At 67.5% G+C, this 15,882-nt stretch carries 15 protein-coding genes; 9 read left to right on the plus strand and 6 right to left on the minus strand.

Going from position 1 to position 15,882, the window contains the following annotated elements:
* Positions 1–8 precede the first annotated feature (8 nt).
* From AC3G88_RS20010 to AC3G88_RS20020, 3 genes are read right to left on the minus strand one after another with little or no spacing between them, the layout of a single operon-like run.
* Complete coding sequence (locus AC3G88_RS20010) at positions 9–1,184, minus strand: L-rhamnonate dehydratase (protein ID WP_488773253.1); 1,176 nt, start codon at positions 1,182–1,184, stop codon at positions 9–11.
* 25 nt (positions 1,185–1,209) lie between these two features.
* Entirely contained in the window at positions 1,210–2,235 is a 1,026-nt protein-coding gene (locus AC3G88_RS20015; RefSeq protein ID WP_488773252.1) for a 4-hydroxythreonine-4-phosphate dehydrogenase PdxA, read from the minus strand.
* A 56-nt stretch (positions 2,236–2,291) separates the two neighbouring features.
* The gene (locus tag AC3G88_RS20020; protein ID WP_488773251.1) at positions 2,292–3,257 is read right to left on the minus strand and encodes a Bug family tripartite tricarboxylate transporter substrate binding protein; all 966 of its coding nucleotides are present in this window, start codon (positions 3,255–3,257) and stop codon (positions 2,292–2,294) included.
* A 245-nt stretch (positions 3,258–3,502) separates the two neighbouring features.
* On the opposite strand from AC3G88_RS20020, the gene AC3G88_RS20025 reads away from it, so the two are divergent.
* Positions 3,503–4,453 carry a dihydrodipicolinate synthase family protein gene (locus AC3G88_RS20025; RefSeq protein ID WP_488773250.1) on the plus strand — a complete coding sequence of 317 codons (951 nt, stop codon included), beginning with the start codon at positions 3,503–3,505 and terminating at the stop codon, positions 4,451–4,453.
* Between the two features lie 16 nt (positions 4,454–4,469).
* Here AC3G88_RS20025 and AC3G88_RS20030 read toward each other — a convergent pair whose 3' ends face one another.
* On the minus strand, positions 4,470–5,405 hold the full coding sequence (locus AC3G88_RS20030; RefSeq protein ID WP_488773249.1) for a LysR family transcriptional regulator: 936 nt from the start codon (positions 5,403–5,405) through the stop codon (positions 4,470–4,472).
* Between the two features lie 236 nt (positions 5,406–5,641).
* On the minus strand, positions 5,642–7,096 hold the full coding sequence (locus tag AC3G88_RS20035; RefSeq protein ID WP_488893801.1) for an amidase: 1,455 nt from the start codon (positions 7,094–7,096) through the stop codon (positions 5,642–5,644).
* A gap of 132 nt (positions 7,097–7,228) precedes the next feature.
* Between AC3G88_RS20035 and AC3G88_RS20040 the strand changes: the two genes are divergently transcribed.
* The 8 genes from AC3G88_RS20040 (at position 7,229) to AC3G88_RS20075 (ending at position 14,042) form a co-directional block, all read left to right on the plus strand.
* Positions 7,229–8,128: a LysR family transcriptional regulator gene (locus tag AC3G88_RS20040; protein WP_488773247.1), complete on the plus strand. Its 900-nt coding sequence runs from the start codon at positions 7,229–7,231 to the stop codon at positions 8,126–8,128.
* A 156-nt stretch (positions 8,129–8,284) separates the two neighbouring features.
* The gene (locus AC3G88_RS20045; RefSeq protein WP_488773246.1) at positions 8,285–8,926 is read left to right on the plus strand and encodes a BON domain-containing protein; all 642 of its coding nucleotides are present in this window, start codon (positions 8,285–8,287) and stop codon (positions 8,924–8,926) included.
* A 361-nt stretch (positions 8,927–9,287) separates the two neighbouring features.
* Positions 9,288–10,625: a short-chain fatty acid transporter gene (locus AC3G88_RS20050; RefSeq protein WP_488773245.1), complete on the plus strand. Its 1,338-nt coding sequence runs from the start codon at positions 9,288–9,290 to the stop codon at positions 10,623–10,625.
* 36 nt (positions 10,626–10,661) lie between these two features.
* Positions 10,662–10,958, plus strand: coding sequence for a YciI family protein (locus AC3G88_RS20055; protein WP_488773244.1), 297 nt, complete (start codon positions 10,662–10,664; stop codon positions 10,956–10,958).
* A gap of 21 nt (positions 10,959–10,979) precedes the next feature.
* Positions 10,980–12,038, plus strand: a complete 1,059-nt coding sequence (locus AC3G88_RS20060) for a cyclase family protein (protein WP_488773243.1) — start codon at positions 10,980–10,982, stop codon at positions 12,036–12,038.
* Positions 12,039–12,083: 45 nt separating this feature from the next.
* Complete coding sequence (gene catC, locus AC3G88_RS20065; protein ID WP_488773242.1) at positions 12,084–12,368, plus strand: muconolactone Delta-isomerase; 285 nt, start codon at positions 12,084–12,086, stop codon at positions 12,366–12,368.
* A gap of 14 nt (positions 12,369–12,382) precedes the next feature.
* On the plus strand, positions 12,383–13,171 hold the full coding sequence (gene pcaD / locus AC3G88_RS20070; protein WP_488773241.1) for a 3-oxoadipate enol-lactonase: 789 nt from the start codon (positions 12,383–12,385) through the stop codon (positions 13,169–13,171).
* Positions 13,172–13,265: 94 nt separating this feature from the next.
* Entirely contained in the window at positions 13,266–14,042 is a 777-nt protein-coding gene (locus AC3G88_RS20075) for a YdcF family protein (protein ID WP_488773240.1), read from the plus strand.
* On the opposite strand, the gene AC3G88_RS20080 is transcribed toward AC3G88_RS20075, so the two are convergent.
* Positions 14,043–15,638: an FMN-binding glutamate synthase family protein gene (locus AC3G88_RS20080; RefSeq protein ID WP_488773239.1), complete on the minus strand. Its 1,596-nt coding sequence runs from the start codon at positions 15,636–15,638 to the stop codon at positions 14,043–14,045.
* Positions 15,639–15,882 lie beyond the last annotated feature (244 nt).

Below are 15,882 nucleotides of genomic sequence, written 5' to 3' on the forward strand. Positions count from 1 at the left end.
CCCGGCAATCACCCGATAATCTCGAACTGGTCGAAATACGCCTCGTTGAGCGACAGGCCCAGTCCAGGCAGGTGGTCGTCCAGCTGCAGGTAGCCATTGTCCGGCGCGGGTTCGCCCTGGAAGATGTAGTAGAACAGTTCGTTGCCCACCTCCACGTCGTGGACCGGGAAGAACTCCGACATGGGCGATGCCGTGGACGCCATGGTCAGGTGGTAGTTGTGCATCTGGCCGGCGTGGGGGATCACGGGCACCGACCAGGCCTCGGCCATCGCGTTGATCTTCTGTGCGGCGGTGATGCCGCCCACGCGGTTGGTGTCGTACTGGATCACGTCCACCGCGCGCCGTTCCAGCAGGTCCTTGAAGCCGTACGAGGTGAATTCGTGCTCGCCGCCCGAGATCGGGAACGGGCTCATCTTCTTCAGTTCGGCGTAGCCCTCGATGTCGTCGGCGATGACCGGCTCCTCCAGCCAGCGCGGATGGAATTCGGCCAGGCGCGGGATCATGCGGCGGGCGTATTCGAGCGTCCAGCCCATATAGCACTCGAGCATGATGTCCACGCCATCGCCCACCAGCTCGCGCAGCAGGCGCACCTGTTCCAGGTTCTTCTGCATGCCAGCCGGGCCGTCCTTGGGGCCATAGCCGAAGCGCATCTTCATCGCCGTGAAGCCCTGATCCAGGTAACGCTGCGCTTCGCCCAGGAAGGCGTCGCGGTCATCGTTGTTGTAGAGCTTCGACGCGTAGCACCAGATCTTCTCCTTGGTGCGGCCGCCCAGCAGCTTGAACACGGGCCGCCCGGTGGCCTTGCCCATCAGGTCCCACAGCGCGATATCGACGGCCGAGATCGCCGCCATGCCGATGCCCTTGCGGCCCCAGGCATGGGTGCGGCGGTACATCTTCTGCCACAGGTATTCGTTGTCGAACGGGTCCTGTCCGATCACGATCGGCGCCAGGTACTGGTCGACGATCTGCTTGGCCACGCGCGGGGCCAGCGCGCAGTTGCCGATGCCCACATGGCCATCGTCGGTTTCCACCTCGACCACGAGCCAGTCGTGGAAGCGGAACGACCCCATGGCGTCGCCGCGGTCATACAGGATGTCGGTGGCATTGGTGCAGAAGTGCGCCTGCGGCGGCACCGTCTTGCCTTTCCATTGAAAGACGCGGGCGCGGACGTTGGTGATTTTCATGGTGGAGTCCTGGTGGCGATGGGGGTCAGGCGGCGCGGGCATCCGCCAGCCGGCGGGCGCCCATCTGGCAGGCCAGGTGGAACGCTTGCAGCGTGGCGCCCGGATTGGCCCGGCCCTGCTGCGTGATGTCGAAGGCGGTGCCGTGGGCCGGCGTGGTGATCGGCACGGGCAGCCCGCCCTGTACCGTCACGCCGCGCGAGAAGCCCATCAGCTTGATGCCGATCTGGCCCTGGTCGTGATACATCGTGACGATGGCATCGAACTGGCGCTGGTCCGGGCCCCCCTGGACCTTCAGGAAGATGGTGTCCGCCGGGAACGGGCCTTGTGCCGCCACGCCGCGCGATTGCGCCTCGGCCACGGCCGGTCCGATCACGTCGATTTCCTCGCGGCCGAATGCGCCGTTGTCGCCGTTGTGCGGGTTCAGGCCGCATACGGCGATGCGCGGGGTCGCCACGCCGGACCGGCGCAGCGCGTGGTCGATCAGGTCGATGGCGTCGCGCACGCGGGCCGGGGTAATCAGCGCGGGCACCTCCTTGATGGCGACGTGCGAGGTCACGCGCGACGTCCACAGGCCGTCCAGCACATTGAATTCGCAGAACGGGCCGCCGTAGCCCAGCTTCTCGGCAAACCAGTGCAGTTCGTCGTTGTGGCCCATGCCGGCCGCATGCATCGAACTCTTGTTGAGCGGGCCGAAGAGGATGGCATCGGCCTGGCCCGCCTGGGCCAGCGTGAGCGCCACCTGCAGCGTACCGAGGCAGTAGCGCCCGCCTGCGGCGCTGGCCTCGCCGCGCGGGTAGGCCGGCTTGTCGTCCAGGTTCCAGTGATACAGGCGCGGGCCCTGCTCGGTGCCCTGGAAGTCGGGCCGCTCCACTTCGGGCAGCGACAGGCTCACGCCCGCCACGTCCATGCCGCGCCGCCATTCCTCGCGGTCGGCAATCAGCAGGATGCGCGCCTGCGCGGCAACGGGGTCGGCCAGCAGCCGGGCGATCAGTTCGGGGCCGATGCCGGCGGGGTCGCCGAGCACCATGGCAATACGGGGGCGTTGGGGCATGTTTCGGTCCATCAGAGGATTGCGTCCATTCAGTCCATTCAGTCCATTCAGTCCATTCAGTCCAGTTTCACGCCGAGTTCGGCGATCAGCTTGCCGTAGCGCGCATATTCGCTGCGCGAGAAGGCGTCGAACTGGGCGGGGTCCATCGCGCCGGGCACGGCCCCCACGTCGGCCAGGCGGCGGACGGTGTCGGGGTCCTTCATGACCTGGGCCATGGCGGCGCTGATTTTCTGCAGCGTGGCCGGGGGCGTGCCGGCGGTGGCGTAGACGCCGTACCAGGTATTGGCCTGGATATCGGGCACGCCGGCTTCCTTCAGCGTGGGTACGTTGGGCAGCAGCGCCGAGCGTTTGTCGGACGTCACGGCCAGCGCGCGCAGCTTGCCGGCCTTGATATGGTTGATGACCGACGGCATGGTCTCGAAGCTCATGTCCACCTGGCCGCCCATCAGGTCCACCAGCCCGCTGGCGCTGCTCTTGTAGGGCACATGAAGCATCTTGCCGTGGATCTGGTGCACGAAGGCCGCCGCCGCCAGATGCTGCGTGCTGCCGACGCCCGACGAACTGTAGCGGTACTTGTCCGGGTTGGCCTGGATCTGGGCCACCAGCGTTTTCGCGTCATGGACCGGCAGCTGGTTGTTCACCACCAGCACGTTGGGCACCTGGGCCACCAGGGTCACGGGCACGAGGTCCTTCAGCGGGTTGAACTGCAGCTTGAGCAGGTGCGGCGCGATGGCCTGCGACGTCGACACGCCCATCAGCAGCGTGTTGCCATCGGGCGGGGCCTTGGCGGTGATGTCGGCGGCGATGGTGTTCGATGCGCCGGGGCGGTTGTCGACCACCACCGGCTGCTTCAGGATGGCGGACAGCTTGTCCGAGACGATGCGCGCCATGATGTCGGTGCCGCCGCCGGGCGCGGCGCCCACCATCATGCGGATCGGGCGCGCGTCGTCGGCCCGGGCGCATGGCGCGGCCATGCCAAACACCGCGATACCGGCCAGGGTGCCGGCCATCCATGTCTTCATGATTGTCTCCGTCGATGGGCAGTCTGCGCTGCGTGACGTCCACTATACGAAAGATGAGTACCCCCCGAAAACTGAGCATTTCTGAAGCGGCGATAAGCGGCGGTGATATCGGGGTTAACGCGGCGTCGGCGCGCTGGCCCGCCGCCGAGCGATCACCACAGGCGATCAGGGTATCCGCAGGATTCAATAGGCAGGCCAGCGGGCGGCCCGTATATTTGGCGGCACAAGACAACCAGGAGACCCGCATGACCCAGATTCCGGCCCGCAGTCCCACCCCCGCCCCGACCCAGTATCGCGGCGTATTCCCGGTGGCGCCCACGATCTTCGACGCCCAGGGCGGGCTGGACCTGGACGGCCAGCGCCGCTGCATCGACTTCATGATCGATGCCGGGTCGCACGGCATCTGCATCCTGGCCAACTTTTCCGAGCAGTTCGTGCTGACCGACGACGAGCGCCAGCTGCTGATGACCACCGTGCTCGACCACGTGGCCGGCCGCGTGCCGGTGATTGTCACCACCACGCACTTCAGTTCGCGCATCTGCGCCGAGCGCAGCCGCGCCGCGCAGGACGCCGGTGCCGCCATGGTGATGGTCATGCCGCCGTACCACGGCGCCACGATCCGGGTGCCGGAGCGCAGCATCTACGAGTTCTTTGCCACGGTATCGGCGGCCATCGACATCCCGATCATGATCCAGGATGCGCCGGTCAGCGGCACCACGCTGTCGGCGCCGTTCCTGGCGCGCATGGCCCGCGAACTGGCCAATGTGTCGTACTTCAAGATCGAGGTGCCGCAGGCGGCCGCCAAGCTGCGCGAACTGATCGCGCTGGGCGGCGACGCCATCGTGGGGCCTTGGGACGGCGAGGAAGCCATCACGCTGATGGCCGACCTGGAAGCCGGCGCGACCGGCGCCATGACCGGGGCCGGCTACCCGGACGGCATCCGCCAGATCCTCGATGCCTGGCAGGCGGGCGATGCCGACGCGGCGGCCGACCGCTACCAGCAATGGCTGCCGCTGATCAACTACGAAAACCGACAGGGCTGGCTGGCCACGGCCAAGGTGCTGATGCAGGAAGGCGGCGTGATCCGCTCGGATGCCGTGCGGCATCCGCTGCAGCCGATGCACCCGGCCACGCGCGAGGGTTTGCTGAAGGTGGCGCGGCGGCTCGATCCGCTGGTGCTGCGCTGGGGCCGCTGAGCCGGCAGGGCAGTGGTCAGGCGGTGTAGGCGGCGTGGGCGCGCAGGGTATCGATCAGCAGGCTCATCGACGCCGACACCGGGCGCCCGCGCCGGGTGACGATGCCGTACGGCCCGAGCTTGATCGGCAGGGGCAGCGGCAGCACGGCCAGCGCGCCCAGCTGCGCGTAGTAGGCGGCCACCGATGCGGGCAGGACGGCAATCAGTTCGCTGTCGATCAGCAGCGAGGTGGTCATCAGCACGGCTGCCGACTCGATGGTCGATGGCGGTGCCGGCACGCCGGCGTCCTCGAACGAGCGGTCCAGCAGCGCCCGCATCGGGCTGGGGCGGGGCTGCATGATCCACGGATACCGGGTCAGCTCCCCGAACGCGAGTTCGCTGCGTGCCGCCAGCGGGTGCTGCGGCCCGACCACGATGGCCAGGCCCTCGTCGCCAAGCTGCTCGAAATCCAGCGCGCTGCTGTCCCAGCCCTCGGGCACGCGGCCCAGCACGATGTCGAGCTGGTCGCGCTCCAGTTGCGGCATCAGCACGTCGCTGGTGTCCACCTGCACGGCGATCTCAAGCTGCGGGTGGTCGCGGTTGAGCTGGCGGATGGCGCTGGCGAGCAGCCCCGGCGTGGGCGCCATCACCGCGCCCACGCGCACCCGGCCGATCTTGCCCGCTTCCAGCGCCACCAGTTCATCGCGCAACCCGGCCATGTCGGCAAACACGAGCTTGGCGTAGCGCGTGGCCGCGCCGCCAAAGCGCGTGGGCCGCAGGCCGCGCGCGTGCCGCTCGAACAGCGCCACGCCGAGCAGGTCTTCCATGTCCTGCAGCATCTTGCTGACCGCCGGCTGGGACAGCGTCAGGGCCTCGGCCGCCTGGCGCAGCGAGCCGCGTTCCTCGATGGCGACCAGCAGGCGCAGGTGCTGCATCTTCAGGCGGTTGTGCAGGGCGGAGACGGACGGAATCATGGGGCGGTGATGGCTACGTGGAGCAGGGCTGGCGCGTCATTCTAATGCGTCGGCCCCACCGGCCCGCCCGGGCTTCACATCCGCCCGGCCCGGGCTTCACATCCGGCCCGCCCAGACCGGCGGAAGCCGGCCGGCCCATGGGTGTGCCTGCTCGATCTGGCCGGCCAGGCGCAACAGCGCCGCTTCCTGCCCGAAGCCGGCGCCGAACCGGGCTTCACATCCGCCCGGCCCGGGCTTCACATCCGGCCCGCCCAGACCGCCGGAAGCCGGCCGGCCCATGGGTGTGCCTGCTCGATCTGGCCGGCCAGGCGCAACAGCGCCGCTTCCTGCCCGAAGCCGGCGCCGAACTGGATGCCGATGGGCAACCCGGCATGCGGCCCCGTGGGCGTTGTCGCCATCGGGACGGACATCGCGGGCAGGCCCGCCACGTTAAAGGCCGGGGTGAACGGCGAGTGCCGGAACACGCGCGCGGTCCATGCCAGGCCGTCCATCTGTTCGGCGCCGGCCGCATAGGTGCCCACCGGCTCGGGCAGGTCTGGCATGGTGGGCGTCATCAGGATGTCGGTCTCGGCAAACCAGCCGGCCGTGGCGCGCGTCACGGCGTTGCGGACATCCAGGGCCGCCGCGAAGGCGGTGCCGGTGACACGCTGGCCGTAGCGATAGGCCGCCAGCGTGGCAGGTTCCAGCGTATCGGCATCCACGCGCCGGCCGGTCTGCACGGCGATGGCGTCGATCCAGTTCACCAGCGTGGCACACCAGATTTGCGCGTTGGCATGGACGAAGGCTTCCCAGGACACCCTAAGGCTCGGGCGCACCAGTTCGACGTGATGGCCCAGATCGGCCAGCTTGCGGGCGGCATCGGCAGTGGCATCGGTCACAACTTGTGACACGGCGCCATCGTTCCAGGGCGCCAGCATCAGCCCGATGCGCAGGCGTCCCGGGTCGCGGCCGACCTCGGCGAGGAAGGGCCGCGCGGGGGCCGCCGTGTGGTACGGCTCGCCGGCTGCCGTGCCGTGGATGGCATCGAGCAGCGCGGCGCTGTCGCGCACGGTGCGGCTCAGGCCGCCTTGCACGCCAAGCCCGGCAAAGACCTCGTCGAGTGCCGGACCATTCGAGACCCGGCCGCGCGTGGATTTGAGACCGAACAGGCCTGTGAACGATGCCGGCACGCGGATCGATCCCGCCGCATCGGTGGCATGGGCCAGCGGCACGATCCCGGCCGCCACGGCTGCGGCAGCGCCACCGCTGGAACCGCCCGCGCTGCGCCGCGTATCCCACGGATTGCGGGTCTGGCCTTGTTGCACCGATTCGGTGGCCGTGCTGAACGCCATTTCAGGCGTTGCCGTGCGGCCCAGCGTGACCAGTCCGGCGGCGCGCAGCCGCTGCATCAGGTTCGAATCGTTTGGCGCCACCAGCCCGGCCGCCAGCCGCGACCCCAGTTCCAGCCGCTTGCCGGCCATGGCGACGGCCAGGTCCTTGATCAGGAAGGGCACGCCGGCCAGTGGCCCATCGATCGAAGCCTGCCCGGCGTCGGCCAGCGGCCAATGCTCGACCACCGCGCCGATGGCGGGGTTGACCGCTTCGATCGCCGCGCGTGCCAGTTCGGCCAGTTCCTGGGCTGTGACTTCCTTGCGGGCGACAAGGGCGGCCAGGCCCAGCGCGTCGTGGGTAACGTATTCGCTCAGTTTCATGTTGGCTCCAGCTTGCAGGGGGAATGTGGGCATCGTAGAGATGGCCGCGCATGCTGATTAGTCCTCGGAAATGGGCGTGATTGGCCCATTGATGGGACAATCTCCGCCTCTTTGCTTTCGGGAGTGGACCGCATGGCCGCGGATCTCAACGACACGCTGATCTTTGTGCGCGTGGTGCAGGCGGGCAGCTTCACGGCCGGGGCGCGGCTGCTGAAGATGCCCAAGACCACGGTCAGCCGCCGGGTGATGGCGCTGGAAACGCAATTGGGTGCCCAGTTGCTGCATCGGACCACGCGCCGGCTTGGGCTGACCGAGGCGGGCGGGCTGTACTACGCCCATGCGCGCGACATGGTGCGCCAGATCGACGACGCCGAGGCGGCGGTCCACCAGTTGCAGGCGGGCCCGCGCGGCTGGTTGCGCGTGACGCTGCCGTATTCGTTCGGGGCGGCGTGGATCGCGCCATTGCTGGCGGATTTCCGAACGGCCTGTCCCGAGGTCAGGCTCGAAATCCTGGCTTCGCATGTGCCGCTCGACCTGGTGGCCGATGACATCGACGTGGCGCTGCGCCTGGGTGTGCTGCCCGATTCCGAACTGGTGGCGCGCCGGCTCGGCAGCTTTGCCACGGGCGTCTATGCCAGCCCCGGCTATCTGGAGCGCGCCGGCATGCCGGTGCACCCGTCCGAACTCGTGGGCCATGCCACGCTGGCCCTGCACCAGGCGCGCCGCGAGCGCGGCTATGCGTGGCCGCTGCGCAGGGACGGCGGGCGCACCCAGTCTTTCGCCGTGGACCCGGTCATCGTCGCCAGCGATCCTGCGCTGCTGCACGATGCGCTTTGCGCGGGGCAGGGCCTGTCGCTGGCCATGCACCGGAGCATGGCCGCCGATGTCACGGCGGGACGGCTGCGGCGCGTGCTGCCCGAATGGACCGGGCCTGCGCAGGATTTCAACGCGGTGTTTCCGCGCGGTGCGGTGGCATCGCCCAAAGTGCGTGCCTTTGTGGATTTCCTGCGCGCGCGGCTGGGGGCTGACTGACACACCCGGGTGCGGTAAATCTTCCACGCACGCGCGCAGGTCTACATGGCCCGTGCGCGGTTCCCGCCGAAAGTTCGGGCGATTGCGGCCGGACAGGCAGCGGAACAGAAATTGCAGGGTTCCCGGGATCGCGGCAGACGCGCTAAGGAGACCCAGATGACACAGAAGCTGAAAAACCCCTGGTTCCGCCCCGGTGTGCTCAATGAAGGCAGCGACTGGGCCGTGCACGACCAGACCGAGGACTTTGGCGGCCCGGATTCGTATCCGCGCCCGTGGGCGCGCGGCCCCAGGCCGGACGCCAGCGTGTATGCGTCATCGCATGTCGATCCGGCCGCCTATGGCATTGCCGACGACGACGGCCTGCGCACCGCACCCGGCCGCGCCCGCTGGCATCGCGCGGCGGACGTGAACTGGCAGGATCGGCACGAGGATGGCGCCCTGCGCTATCGGCCCGGAGCCGGGGGCCGTGTGGCCGGCGTGCCCGCCGAGGCCGAGCGCGGCTACGGGGGTGGCTATGGCGGTGGCTATGGTGGCGGCTACGGCGGGCCGGTGCATCGATCCGAGCCCGTCTGGCCAAAAGGCTACGTCCGCTCCGACGAGCGCATTCGCGACGATGTCTGCTCGCGCCTGGCGCACGACGGCCACGTCGACTTGCAGGAGGTGGAGGTCGATGTCGATGGCGGCGTGGTCACGCTGCGCGGCGCGGCCCATGACCGGAGCGAGAAGCATCGCATCGAGGACATCGCCGAACATGTCATGGGCGTGAAGGACGTGCGCAACGAACTGCGCATTCGCTGAAGTGCGATATGCCTCCGAAGGCCCGGCCATGTGCCGGGCCTTTTTACTGGCCTGTCGCCGTCACGACGGCCCCGCGTTCTGTGCGGATACCGGACATCCACCTTTCTGACCTGAAAGGTCGATGCTGCATCGCAAAATCCCTGTTTCCCCCTGATGAACACCGGCCCTCGGGCTATCGGCAATGGGTCATGTTGCGCTGCGCCGCAGCATCGAATTGTTGCGCGCAACGGAATGAATGGGCCGATTCGTTGCCTTGACATTGCTCGATACAAAGTCTTACGCTCCCGGGCACGACTAAAAGACGTTCGCATGTAGAACGCTGGTTCGACATGCGGTCATTTCGACTCTCAGGAGACAAGCCTTGAACAAGGTTGCCGGGTTCTTTACGGAACTGATGCGCCGGTATCTGCCGGACCCCTTCGTGTTTGCCATCGGCCTGACGCTGCTCAGCATGGTCATGGCGATGCTGGTGGAGGGGCAGGGCGCCAGCGCCATCATCACCAACTGGGGCAAGGGCTTCTGGAACCTGCTCTCGTTCACCACACAGATGGCCGTGATCCTGGCCATGGGCTACGTGCTGGCCACCGCGCCGCTGGTGGACCGCTTCCTGAACGGCATCGTGGCCCGGGTGGCCACGCCGCGTGGCGCGATCATCGTGGCGACGCTGGTGGGCGGCATCGGCAGCTACCTGAACTGGGGCTTCGGCCTGGTGATCGGCGGCATCATCGCGCGCAAGCTGGCTGTGAAGGTCAAGGGCGTGCATTACCCGCTGATCATTGCCTCGGCCTATAGCGGCTTCACGATGTACGGCCTGGGCCTGTCGGCCAGTATCCCGGTGCTGATCTCCACGCCGGGACACCCGATGGAAAAGCTGATGGGCGTCATCGCGCTCAAGGACACCATTTTTTCGGTGCCGATGCTGCTGACCAGCCTGGCCGTGATCGTCACGCTGCCGCTGCTCAACGCCATGCTGCATCCGCGCGATGCCAGGGACGTGGTCGAGATCCAGGAAGAACCGGAGGCACGGGAACCGGTAGCCGGCGGCCATAGCATGGGCATCGAGAACACGCTGGCCGCGCGCATGAACAACAGCCGCCTGCTGAGCCTGCTGATCGGGCTGTGCGGCATGGCCTATGCGGTGCTGTACTTCATGCAGGGCGGTACGCTGGACCTGAACCTGATCAACTTCCTGATCCTGTTCATCGGCGTGCTGCTGCTGGGCACGCCGGCCAACTACGTGGCCAAGCTCAACGAAGGCATCAAGACGATTTCGGGCATCATCCTGCAATATCCGTTCTACGCGGGCATCATGGCGGTGATGGCGGGCTCGGGGCTGGTGGATACCATCTCGCGCGTGTTCGTCGATATCGCCACGCCGCAGACCCTGCCGTTCTGGGGCCTGGTCAGCAGCTTCGTGATCAACTTCTTTGCCCCGTCCGGCGGCGGCCACTGGGTGATCCAGGGCCCGTTCATGGTCGATGCGGCCAAGGCCATCGGCAGTTCGGTGGCGCAGACGTCAATGTCGGTGATGCTGGGCAACGCGTGGAACGACCTGGTGCAACCGTTCTGGATCCTGCCGGCGCTGGCGCTCTCGAAGCTCAAACTCAAGGACGTGATGGGCTACACCGTGATCATGATGTTCTGGGTCGGTGCCATCTACATCGTGGCGATGCTGGCCTGGGGCATGGCCACCCACTGAAGTCCTTGCGCAGTACGTACAACCTGGAGACCTTGCATGCCGTACCTGATCGAAACCTTCGACAAGCCCAATCACCAGCACGTGCGCCAGGCCAACCGGCCCACGCACCTGGATTACCTGGAAGCCAACAAGCAGCTGCTGCTGGCTTGCGGCGCGAAGCTGAACGACGACGGCAGCGATGGCGGCGGCGGGATCTACATCCTCGACGTCGATACGCGCGAGGCGGCCCAGGCCTTTATCGAGGCCGATCCGTTCCACCAGGCGGACCTGTTTGCCGAGGTCAGGATCGTGCGCTGGCGCAAGGCTTACCTGGACGGCGTGCGCCATCTCTGAGCTGATATCTGAGCCGTTCTCATGAAACGATGGAAGCAACGACCCGAAGGCGCCAACTGGGGCGATTTCGGCGATGACGACCAGCTTGGCCGCCTGAACCTGATCACGGCGGACTGCGTGCGGGCCGCCGCCCAGGAAATCCGCAGCGGCCGTACGTTCTGCCTGTCGCTGCCGCTGGACCTGCCCGGCGGCAACGTGCTGAACCCGCGCCGGCATCCGCCGGTGCTGCGGCCCACGTTCCGCGGCGACGTCGCGTACGTCAACTTCCCGCTGGCCAAGGTGGACCCGCGCGCGCTGGATGTGCTCAGCGACGACCAGGTGCTGCTGTCGATGCAGTACTCCACGCAATGGGATTCGCTGGCGCACGTGGGCGCGTTGTTCGATGCCGACGGCGACGGCGTGGCCGAGCGCGTGTACTACAACGGGTTCCGGCCCAATACCGATATCGTCGGGCCGGTGGACTACGCCGAAGCCGACCACTTCGCGGCGCACGCCTGCGGCCACGATCATAGCCACGCCGAGGCGCTGGGCATCGAGACCTTCGCCACGCACGGCATCCAGGCGCGCGGCGTGCTGGTTGACCTGGCGCACCACTACGGCCGCGAATGCCGCACGGTGGGCTACGACGACCTGATGCGCGTGATCGACGCCGACCGCGTGGAGGTAGGCCGCGGCGACATCCTGGTGCTGCGCACCGGGTTTGCCGAGATGCTCGTGGAAATGGCGGGCCAGCCCGACGCCGCGCTGCTGCACAACAGCTGTTGTGCGCTGGACGGGCGCGACGAGCGCCTGCTGCAGTGGATCACGGACACCGACATCGCCGCGATCGCGGCAGACAACTACGCGGTGGAACGCTATCCGGCGCGGCCGGTGCCCGACAGCGCCGGGCCGGTGCCGATGCTGCCGCTGCATCACCACTGCCTGTTCAAGCTGGGTTTGCCGCTGGGCGAACTCTGGCACCTGCGCGACCTGGCGGCTTATCTGCGTGCCGAGGGCCGCCACCGTTTTTTCCTGTCGGCGCCGCCGTTGCGGCTGCCCGGCGCGATGGGATCTCCTGTGACGCCGGTTGCCACCGTCTGATGCCGCCACGCGCCTGTCACCCCCATTAATCAAGAAGGAGCCGCCATGCTGTTCATGGTCGAAATGACTGTCCGTATCCCCCATTCGCTCGATCCGCAGGTGGCGGACAAGATCAAGGCCGACGAAAAGGCCTACTCGCAGCAACTGCAGCGCGACGGCAAGTGGCGTCACCTGTGGCGCGTGGCTGGCCAGTACGCCAACGTGAGCATCTTCGACGTCAAGGACGCCGACGAGCTGCACGCGATCCTGACGGCGCTGCCGCTGTATCCGTACATGGAAATGAAGGTCACCGCGCTGGCGCAGCACGGTTCGGCCATCGCCCAGAACTGAGCCGGAGCCCGATCATGCCCTTCGCCGAACTGTCCGCCCCGTCCAGCGTCAAGCTCCACTACCAGCTCGATGGCGATGCCAGCCTGCCGGTGCTGGTGCTGTCCAACTCGCTGGGCACCAGCTTCGAGATGTGGCAGCCGCAGATGGCTGCACTGACGAAGCATTTCCGAGTGTTGCGCTACGACACGCGCGGCCATGGCCAGTCGGCCGTGACCGAGGGCCCGTACCGCATCGCCCAGCTGGGCGGCGATGTGATCGCGCTGCTCGATCACCTGGGCCTGCAGCGCGTGCATTTCTGCGGCCTGTCGATGGGCGGCATCACGGGCATGTGGCTGGCGCTGCACCACGCCGACCGCCTGCAGAAGCTGGTGCTCTGCAATACGGCTGCCTATATCGGCCCGCCCGAGAACTGGACCAACCGCGCCGCCGCCGTGGAGCGCGATGGTGTAGCGTCGATCGCCGCCGCCGTGGTCGACAAATGGCTGACCCCCGATTTCGCCGCGCAGCAGCCGGAACTGGTCCAGCACCTGCGCGCCATGCTCGGCGCCACCGATGCGCGTGGCTACGCCGCCAATTGCCTGGCCGTGCGCGATTCCGACCTGCGTGCCGACATTGGCCGCATCACCACGCCCACGCTGGTCATTGCCGGCTCGGGCGATATCCCGACACCGCCCGCCGATGGCCGCTATCTGGCCGATACCATCCCCGGCGCGCAGTACGTCGAACTGTACGCCGCGCACCTTTCCAACCTGCAGCAGGTGGACGGGTTCAACCAGGCGGTGGTGAAGTTTCTTGCCAGCTGACAATCGCCAGGCCGCCATTCGGTTGTAGCATCGCCGCCTGACACAGCTTGTGGACGCGGGAATGGCGAATCGATCGAAAGGGTGGCGAATAGCGATGGCGTTGCTGGGCAGCGTGCTGCTTGGCGATGCCCTGATGCTGGCGCTGCGGGGCGTGATGAATTTTGGCGTGGTCGTGCCGGGCGTGCTCGGACTGGCCGCGCTTGCCCTGGCGGCGCGCTGGCACACGGTGGCGCGCTGGCGCCGCACGTATCCGGGCGCGGCGTGGCTATGGCGCGCCGGCTGGGCAATCCTGATCGTCTGGCTGCTCAGCGTCGCCGTCTTCTTCCGCTTCCTGAGCCATGGCGCCCATGCGCCGACCACGCTCACCGCGCCTGACGCAGCCATGCAGCCGCCGGCGGCCATCCTCGTACTGGGGTCCGGATCGCCCAACTGCGAGGTATCCCCCACGCTGAAGTCTCGCCTCGACACGGGGCTGGCGCTGGCCCGCCAGTGGCCGGCGGTGCCGGTCGTGGTGACCGGCGGCCGCGATTTCGGGGGGCTCGACTGCACCGAAGCCGGCTTGATGGCCGACTATCTGGTGCGCCATGGCCTGGCGCCGCAACGCGTGCTGCGCGAGGACCGCAGCACCAGCACCGAGGAGAACATGCGTTTCTCGCGCCAGGTGCTGGCACAGCATGGCATCGGCGCCGACGCGCCACTGGCGATGGTGACCAGCGACTTTCACCTGCTGCGCGCCGAGCGCATTGCGCGCAAGGCCGGCTTCGGCGCGGTGTCGGGCGTGGCTGCGCCGACGCCGCTGTACGTGCGCTACAACGCCTGGCTGCGCGAATACTTCGCCTATATCAGCGGCTGGGCGCTGGGCGAGTACTGATCAGACCGGGATGCCGAAATGGTCCGCGCGGGCCATCGGCCAGTACTTTTCCCACAGGCTGAAACGCAGGTTGCCGTTGATCAGGTCGCCCGGCTGCAGGAAATCGAACAGCTCGGACATCGGCTTGACCTCGCTGGGCGACAGACGCCGCACGATATGGTGCGGGGTCAGTTCGCCGGGCGAATGCAGCCCGGCCGCCTGCAGCAGTTCCTGCAGCGCATGCACCGTATGACGATGGAAATTGGCCACGCGCTCGGCCTTGTCCGGCACCACGATGGCGCGCTGGCGGACCGGGTCCTGCGTGGCCACGCCCACGGGGCAGCGGTCGGTGTGGCACTTCTGCGCCTGCACGCAACCCAGCGCGAACATGAAGCCGCGGGCCGCATTGCACCAGTCCGCCCCCATCGCCAGCGTGCGGGCAATATCGAACGCGCTGATCAGCTTGCCGCTGGCGCCCACGCGAATCTTGCCGCGCAGGTTGGCGCCGACCAGCGTGTTGTGGACCAGCAGCAGCCCTTCCTGCAGCGGCACGCCGATATGGTCGACAAACTCCAGCGGGGCCGCACCGGTGCCGCCTTCGGCGCCATCGACCACGATGAAATCCGGCAGGATTCCCGATGCCAGCATCGCCTTGACCACGCCAAAGAAATCCCACGGATGGCCGATGCACAGCTTGAAGCCGGTGGGCTTGCCGCCCGACAGGTTACGTAGCCGATCGACGAATTGCAGCAGTTCCAGCGGCGTGGAGAATTCGCTATGGGCGGCGGGCGACACGCAATCGACACCCATCGGCACGCCGCGCGTGGCCGCGATTTCGGGCGTGATCTTGGCGGCTGGCAGCACCCCGCCATGGCCCGGCTTGGCGCCTTGCGACAGCTTGACCTCGATCATCTTGACTTGCGGGTCGGCTGCCTGCCTGGCGAACAGCTCGGGGTCGAAACTGCCATCCGCGCGGCGGCAGCCGAAGTAGCCCGAGCCCAGTTCCCAGATCAGGTCGCCGCCCTCGGCGCGGTGATAGGGCGAAATCGAGCCCTCGCCAGTGTCGTGGGCGAACCCGCCAATCTTGGCGCCGCGGTTGAGCGAGCGGATGGCGTTGGCCGACAGCGCGCCGAAGCTCATCGCAGAAACATTAAAGGCCGAGATGTCGTAGGGCTGGGCGCGGTCGGCCCCCACCGTGACGCGGAAATCGGCCGACGGGATTTTGGTCGGGGCAAGCGAGTGGCTGATCCATTCGTAGCCCGGGCGCTTGACGTCAGATTCGGTGCCGAACGGACGGCTATCCACCTCGTTCTTGGCGCGCTGGTACACCAGGCTGCGCTGGGCGCGCGAGAAGGGCGCCTCGGACGTATCGTCCTCGATGAAGTACTGGCGGATTTCCGGGCGGATGAATTCCAGGAAAAAACGCGCGTGACCCCAGATGGGGTAGTTGCGCAGGATGGCGTGGCGGCGCTGGAGCAGGTCGTGGGCGCCCACCAGGCATAGCGCCAGCGGCAGCGCCACCCACCACCACGACACGGCACGCGTGGCCGCCAGGGCGGTCAGGACGATCAGGCCGCAGGCTGACAGGGCCACGGCCCCATAACGACGCTCGAACATGTGAGGGACTCTTCCGGTTTTTGGCAACCCTGGATGATCCCGCGTATAGGGCGGCAAGTGAAGTGCCGTCACGGGAAACGCTGTTTTGAGAATCGGACAACAAAATGCGATTAACCGCCGAATGATCGCGCTGCACCCGGTGGGTTGGACGGCGGCAAGCGGGACGGACAGCGAGTTAATAACGCCATTAACCGCCAATAAGTGATCGCCAGCGCATTTCGCGGCGCGATGGTGCAGCGCCGCG

The organism is Cupriavidus sp. 86D6 (genome assembly GCF_057815095.1).

Coding starts and splice junctions, on each gene's coding strand:
- AC3G88_RS20010 (WP_488773253.1), bottom strand. CDS start 1,184: ATGAAAATCACCAACGTCCGCGCCCGCGTCTTTCAATGGAAAGGCAAG.
- AC3G88_RS20015 (WP_488773252.1), bottom strand. CDS start 2,235: ATGCCCCAACGCCCCCGTATTGCCATGGTGCTCGGCGACCCCGCCGGC.
- AC3G88_RS20020 (WP_488773251.1), bottom strand. CDS start 3,257: ATGAAGACATGGATGGCCGGCACCCTGGCCGGTATCGCGGTGTTTGGC.
- AC3G88_RS20025 (WP_488773250.1), top strand. CDS start 3,503: ATGACCCAGATTCCGGCCCGCAGTCCCACCCCCGCCCCGACCCAGTAT.
- AC3G88_RS20030 (WP_488773249.1), bottom strand. CDS start 5,405: ATGATTCCGTCCGTCTCCGCCCTGCACAACCGCCTGAAGATGCAGCAC.
- AC3G88_RS20035 (WP_488893801.1), bottom strand. CDS start 7,096: ATGAAACTGAGCGAATACGTTACCCACGACGCGCTGGGCCTGGCCGCC.
- AC3G88_RS20040 (WP_488773247.1), top strand. CDS start 7,229: ATGGCCGCGGATCTCAACGACACGCTGATCTTTGTGCGCGTGGTGCAG.
- AC3G88_RS20045 (WP_488773246.1), top strand. CDS start 8,285: ATGACACAGAAGCTGAAAAACCCCTGGTTCCGCCCCGGTGTGCTCAAT.
- AC3G88_RS20055 (WP_488773244.1), top strand. CDS start 10,662: ATGCCGTACCTGATCGAAACCTTCGACAAGCCCAATCACCAGCACGTG.
- AC3G88_RS20060 (WP_488773243.1), top strand. CDS start 10,980: ATGAAACGATGGAAGCAACGACCCGAAGGCGCCAACTGGGGCGATTTC.
- catC (WP_488773242.1), top strand. CDS start 12,084: ATGCTGTTCATGGTCGAAATGACTGTCCGTATCCCCCATTCGCTCGAT.
- pcaD (WP_488773241.1), top strand. CDS start 12,383: ATGCCCTTCGCCGAACTGTCCGCCCCGTCCAGCGTCAAGCTCCACTAC.
- AC3G88_RS20075 (WP_488773240.1), top strand. CDS start 13,266: ATGGCGTTGCTGGGCAGCGTGCTGCTTGGCGATGCCCTGATGCTGGCG.
- AC3G88_RS20080 (WP_488773239.1), bottom strand. CDS start 15,638: ATGTTCGAGCGTCGTTATGGGGCCGTGGCCCTGTCAGCCTGCGGCCTG.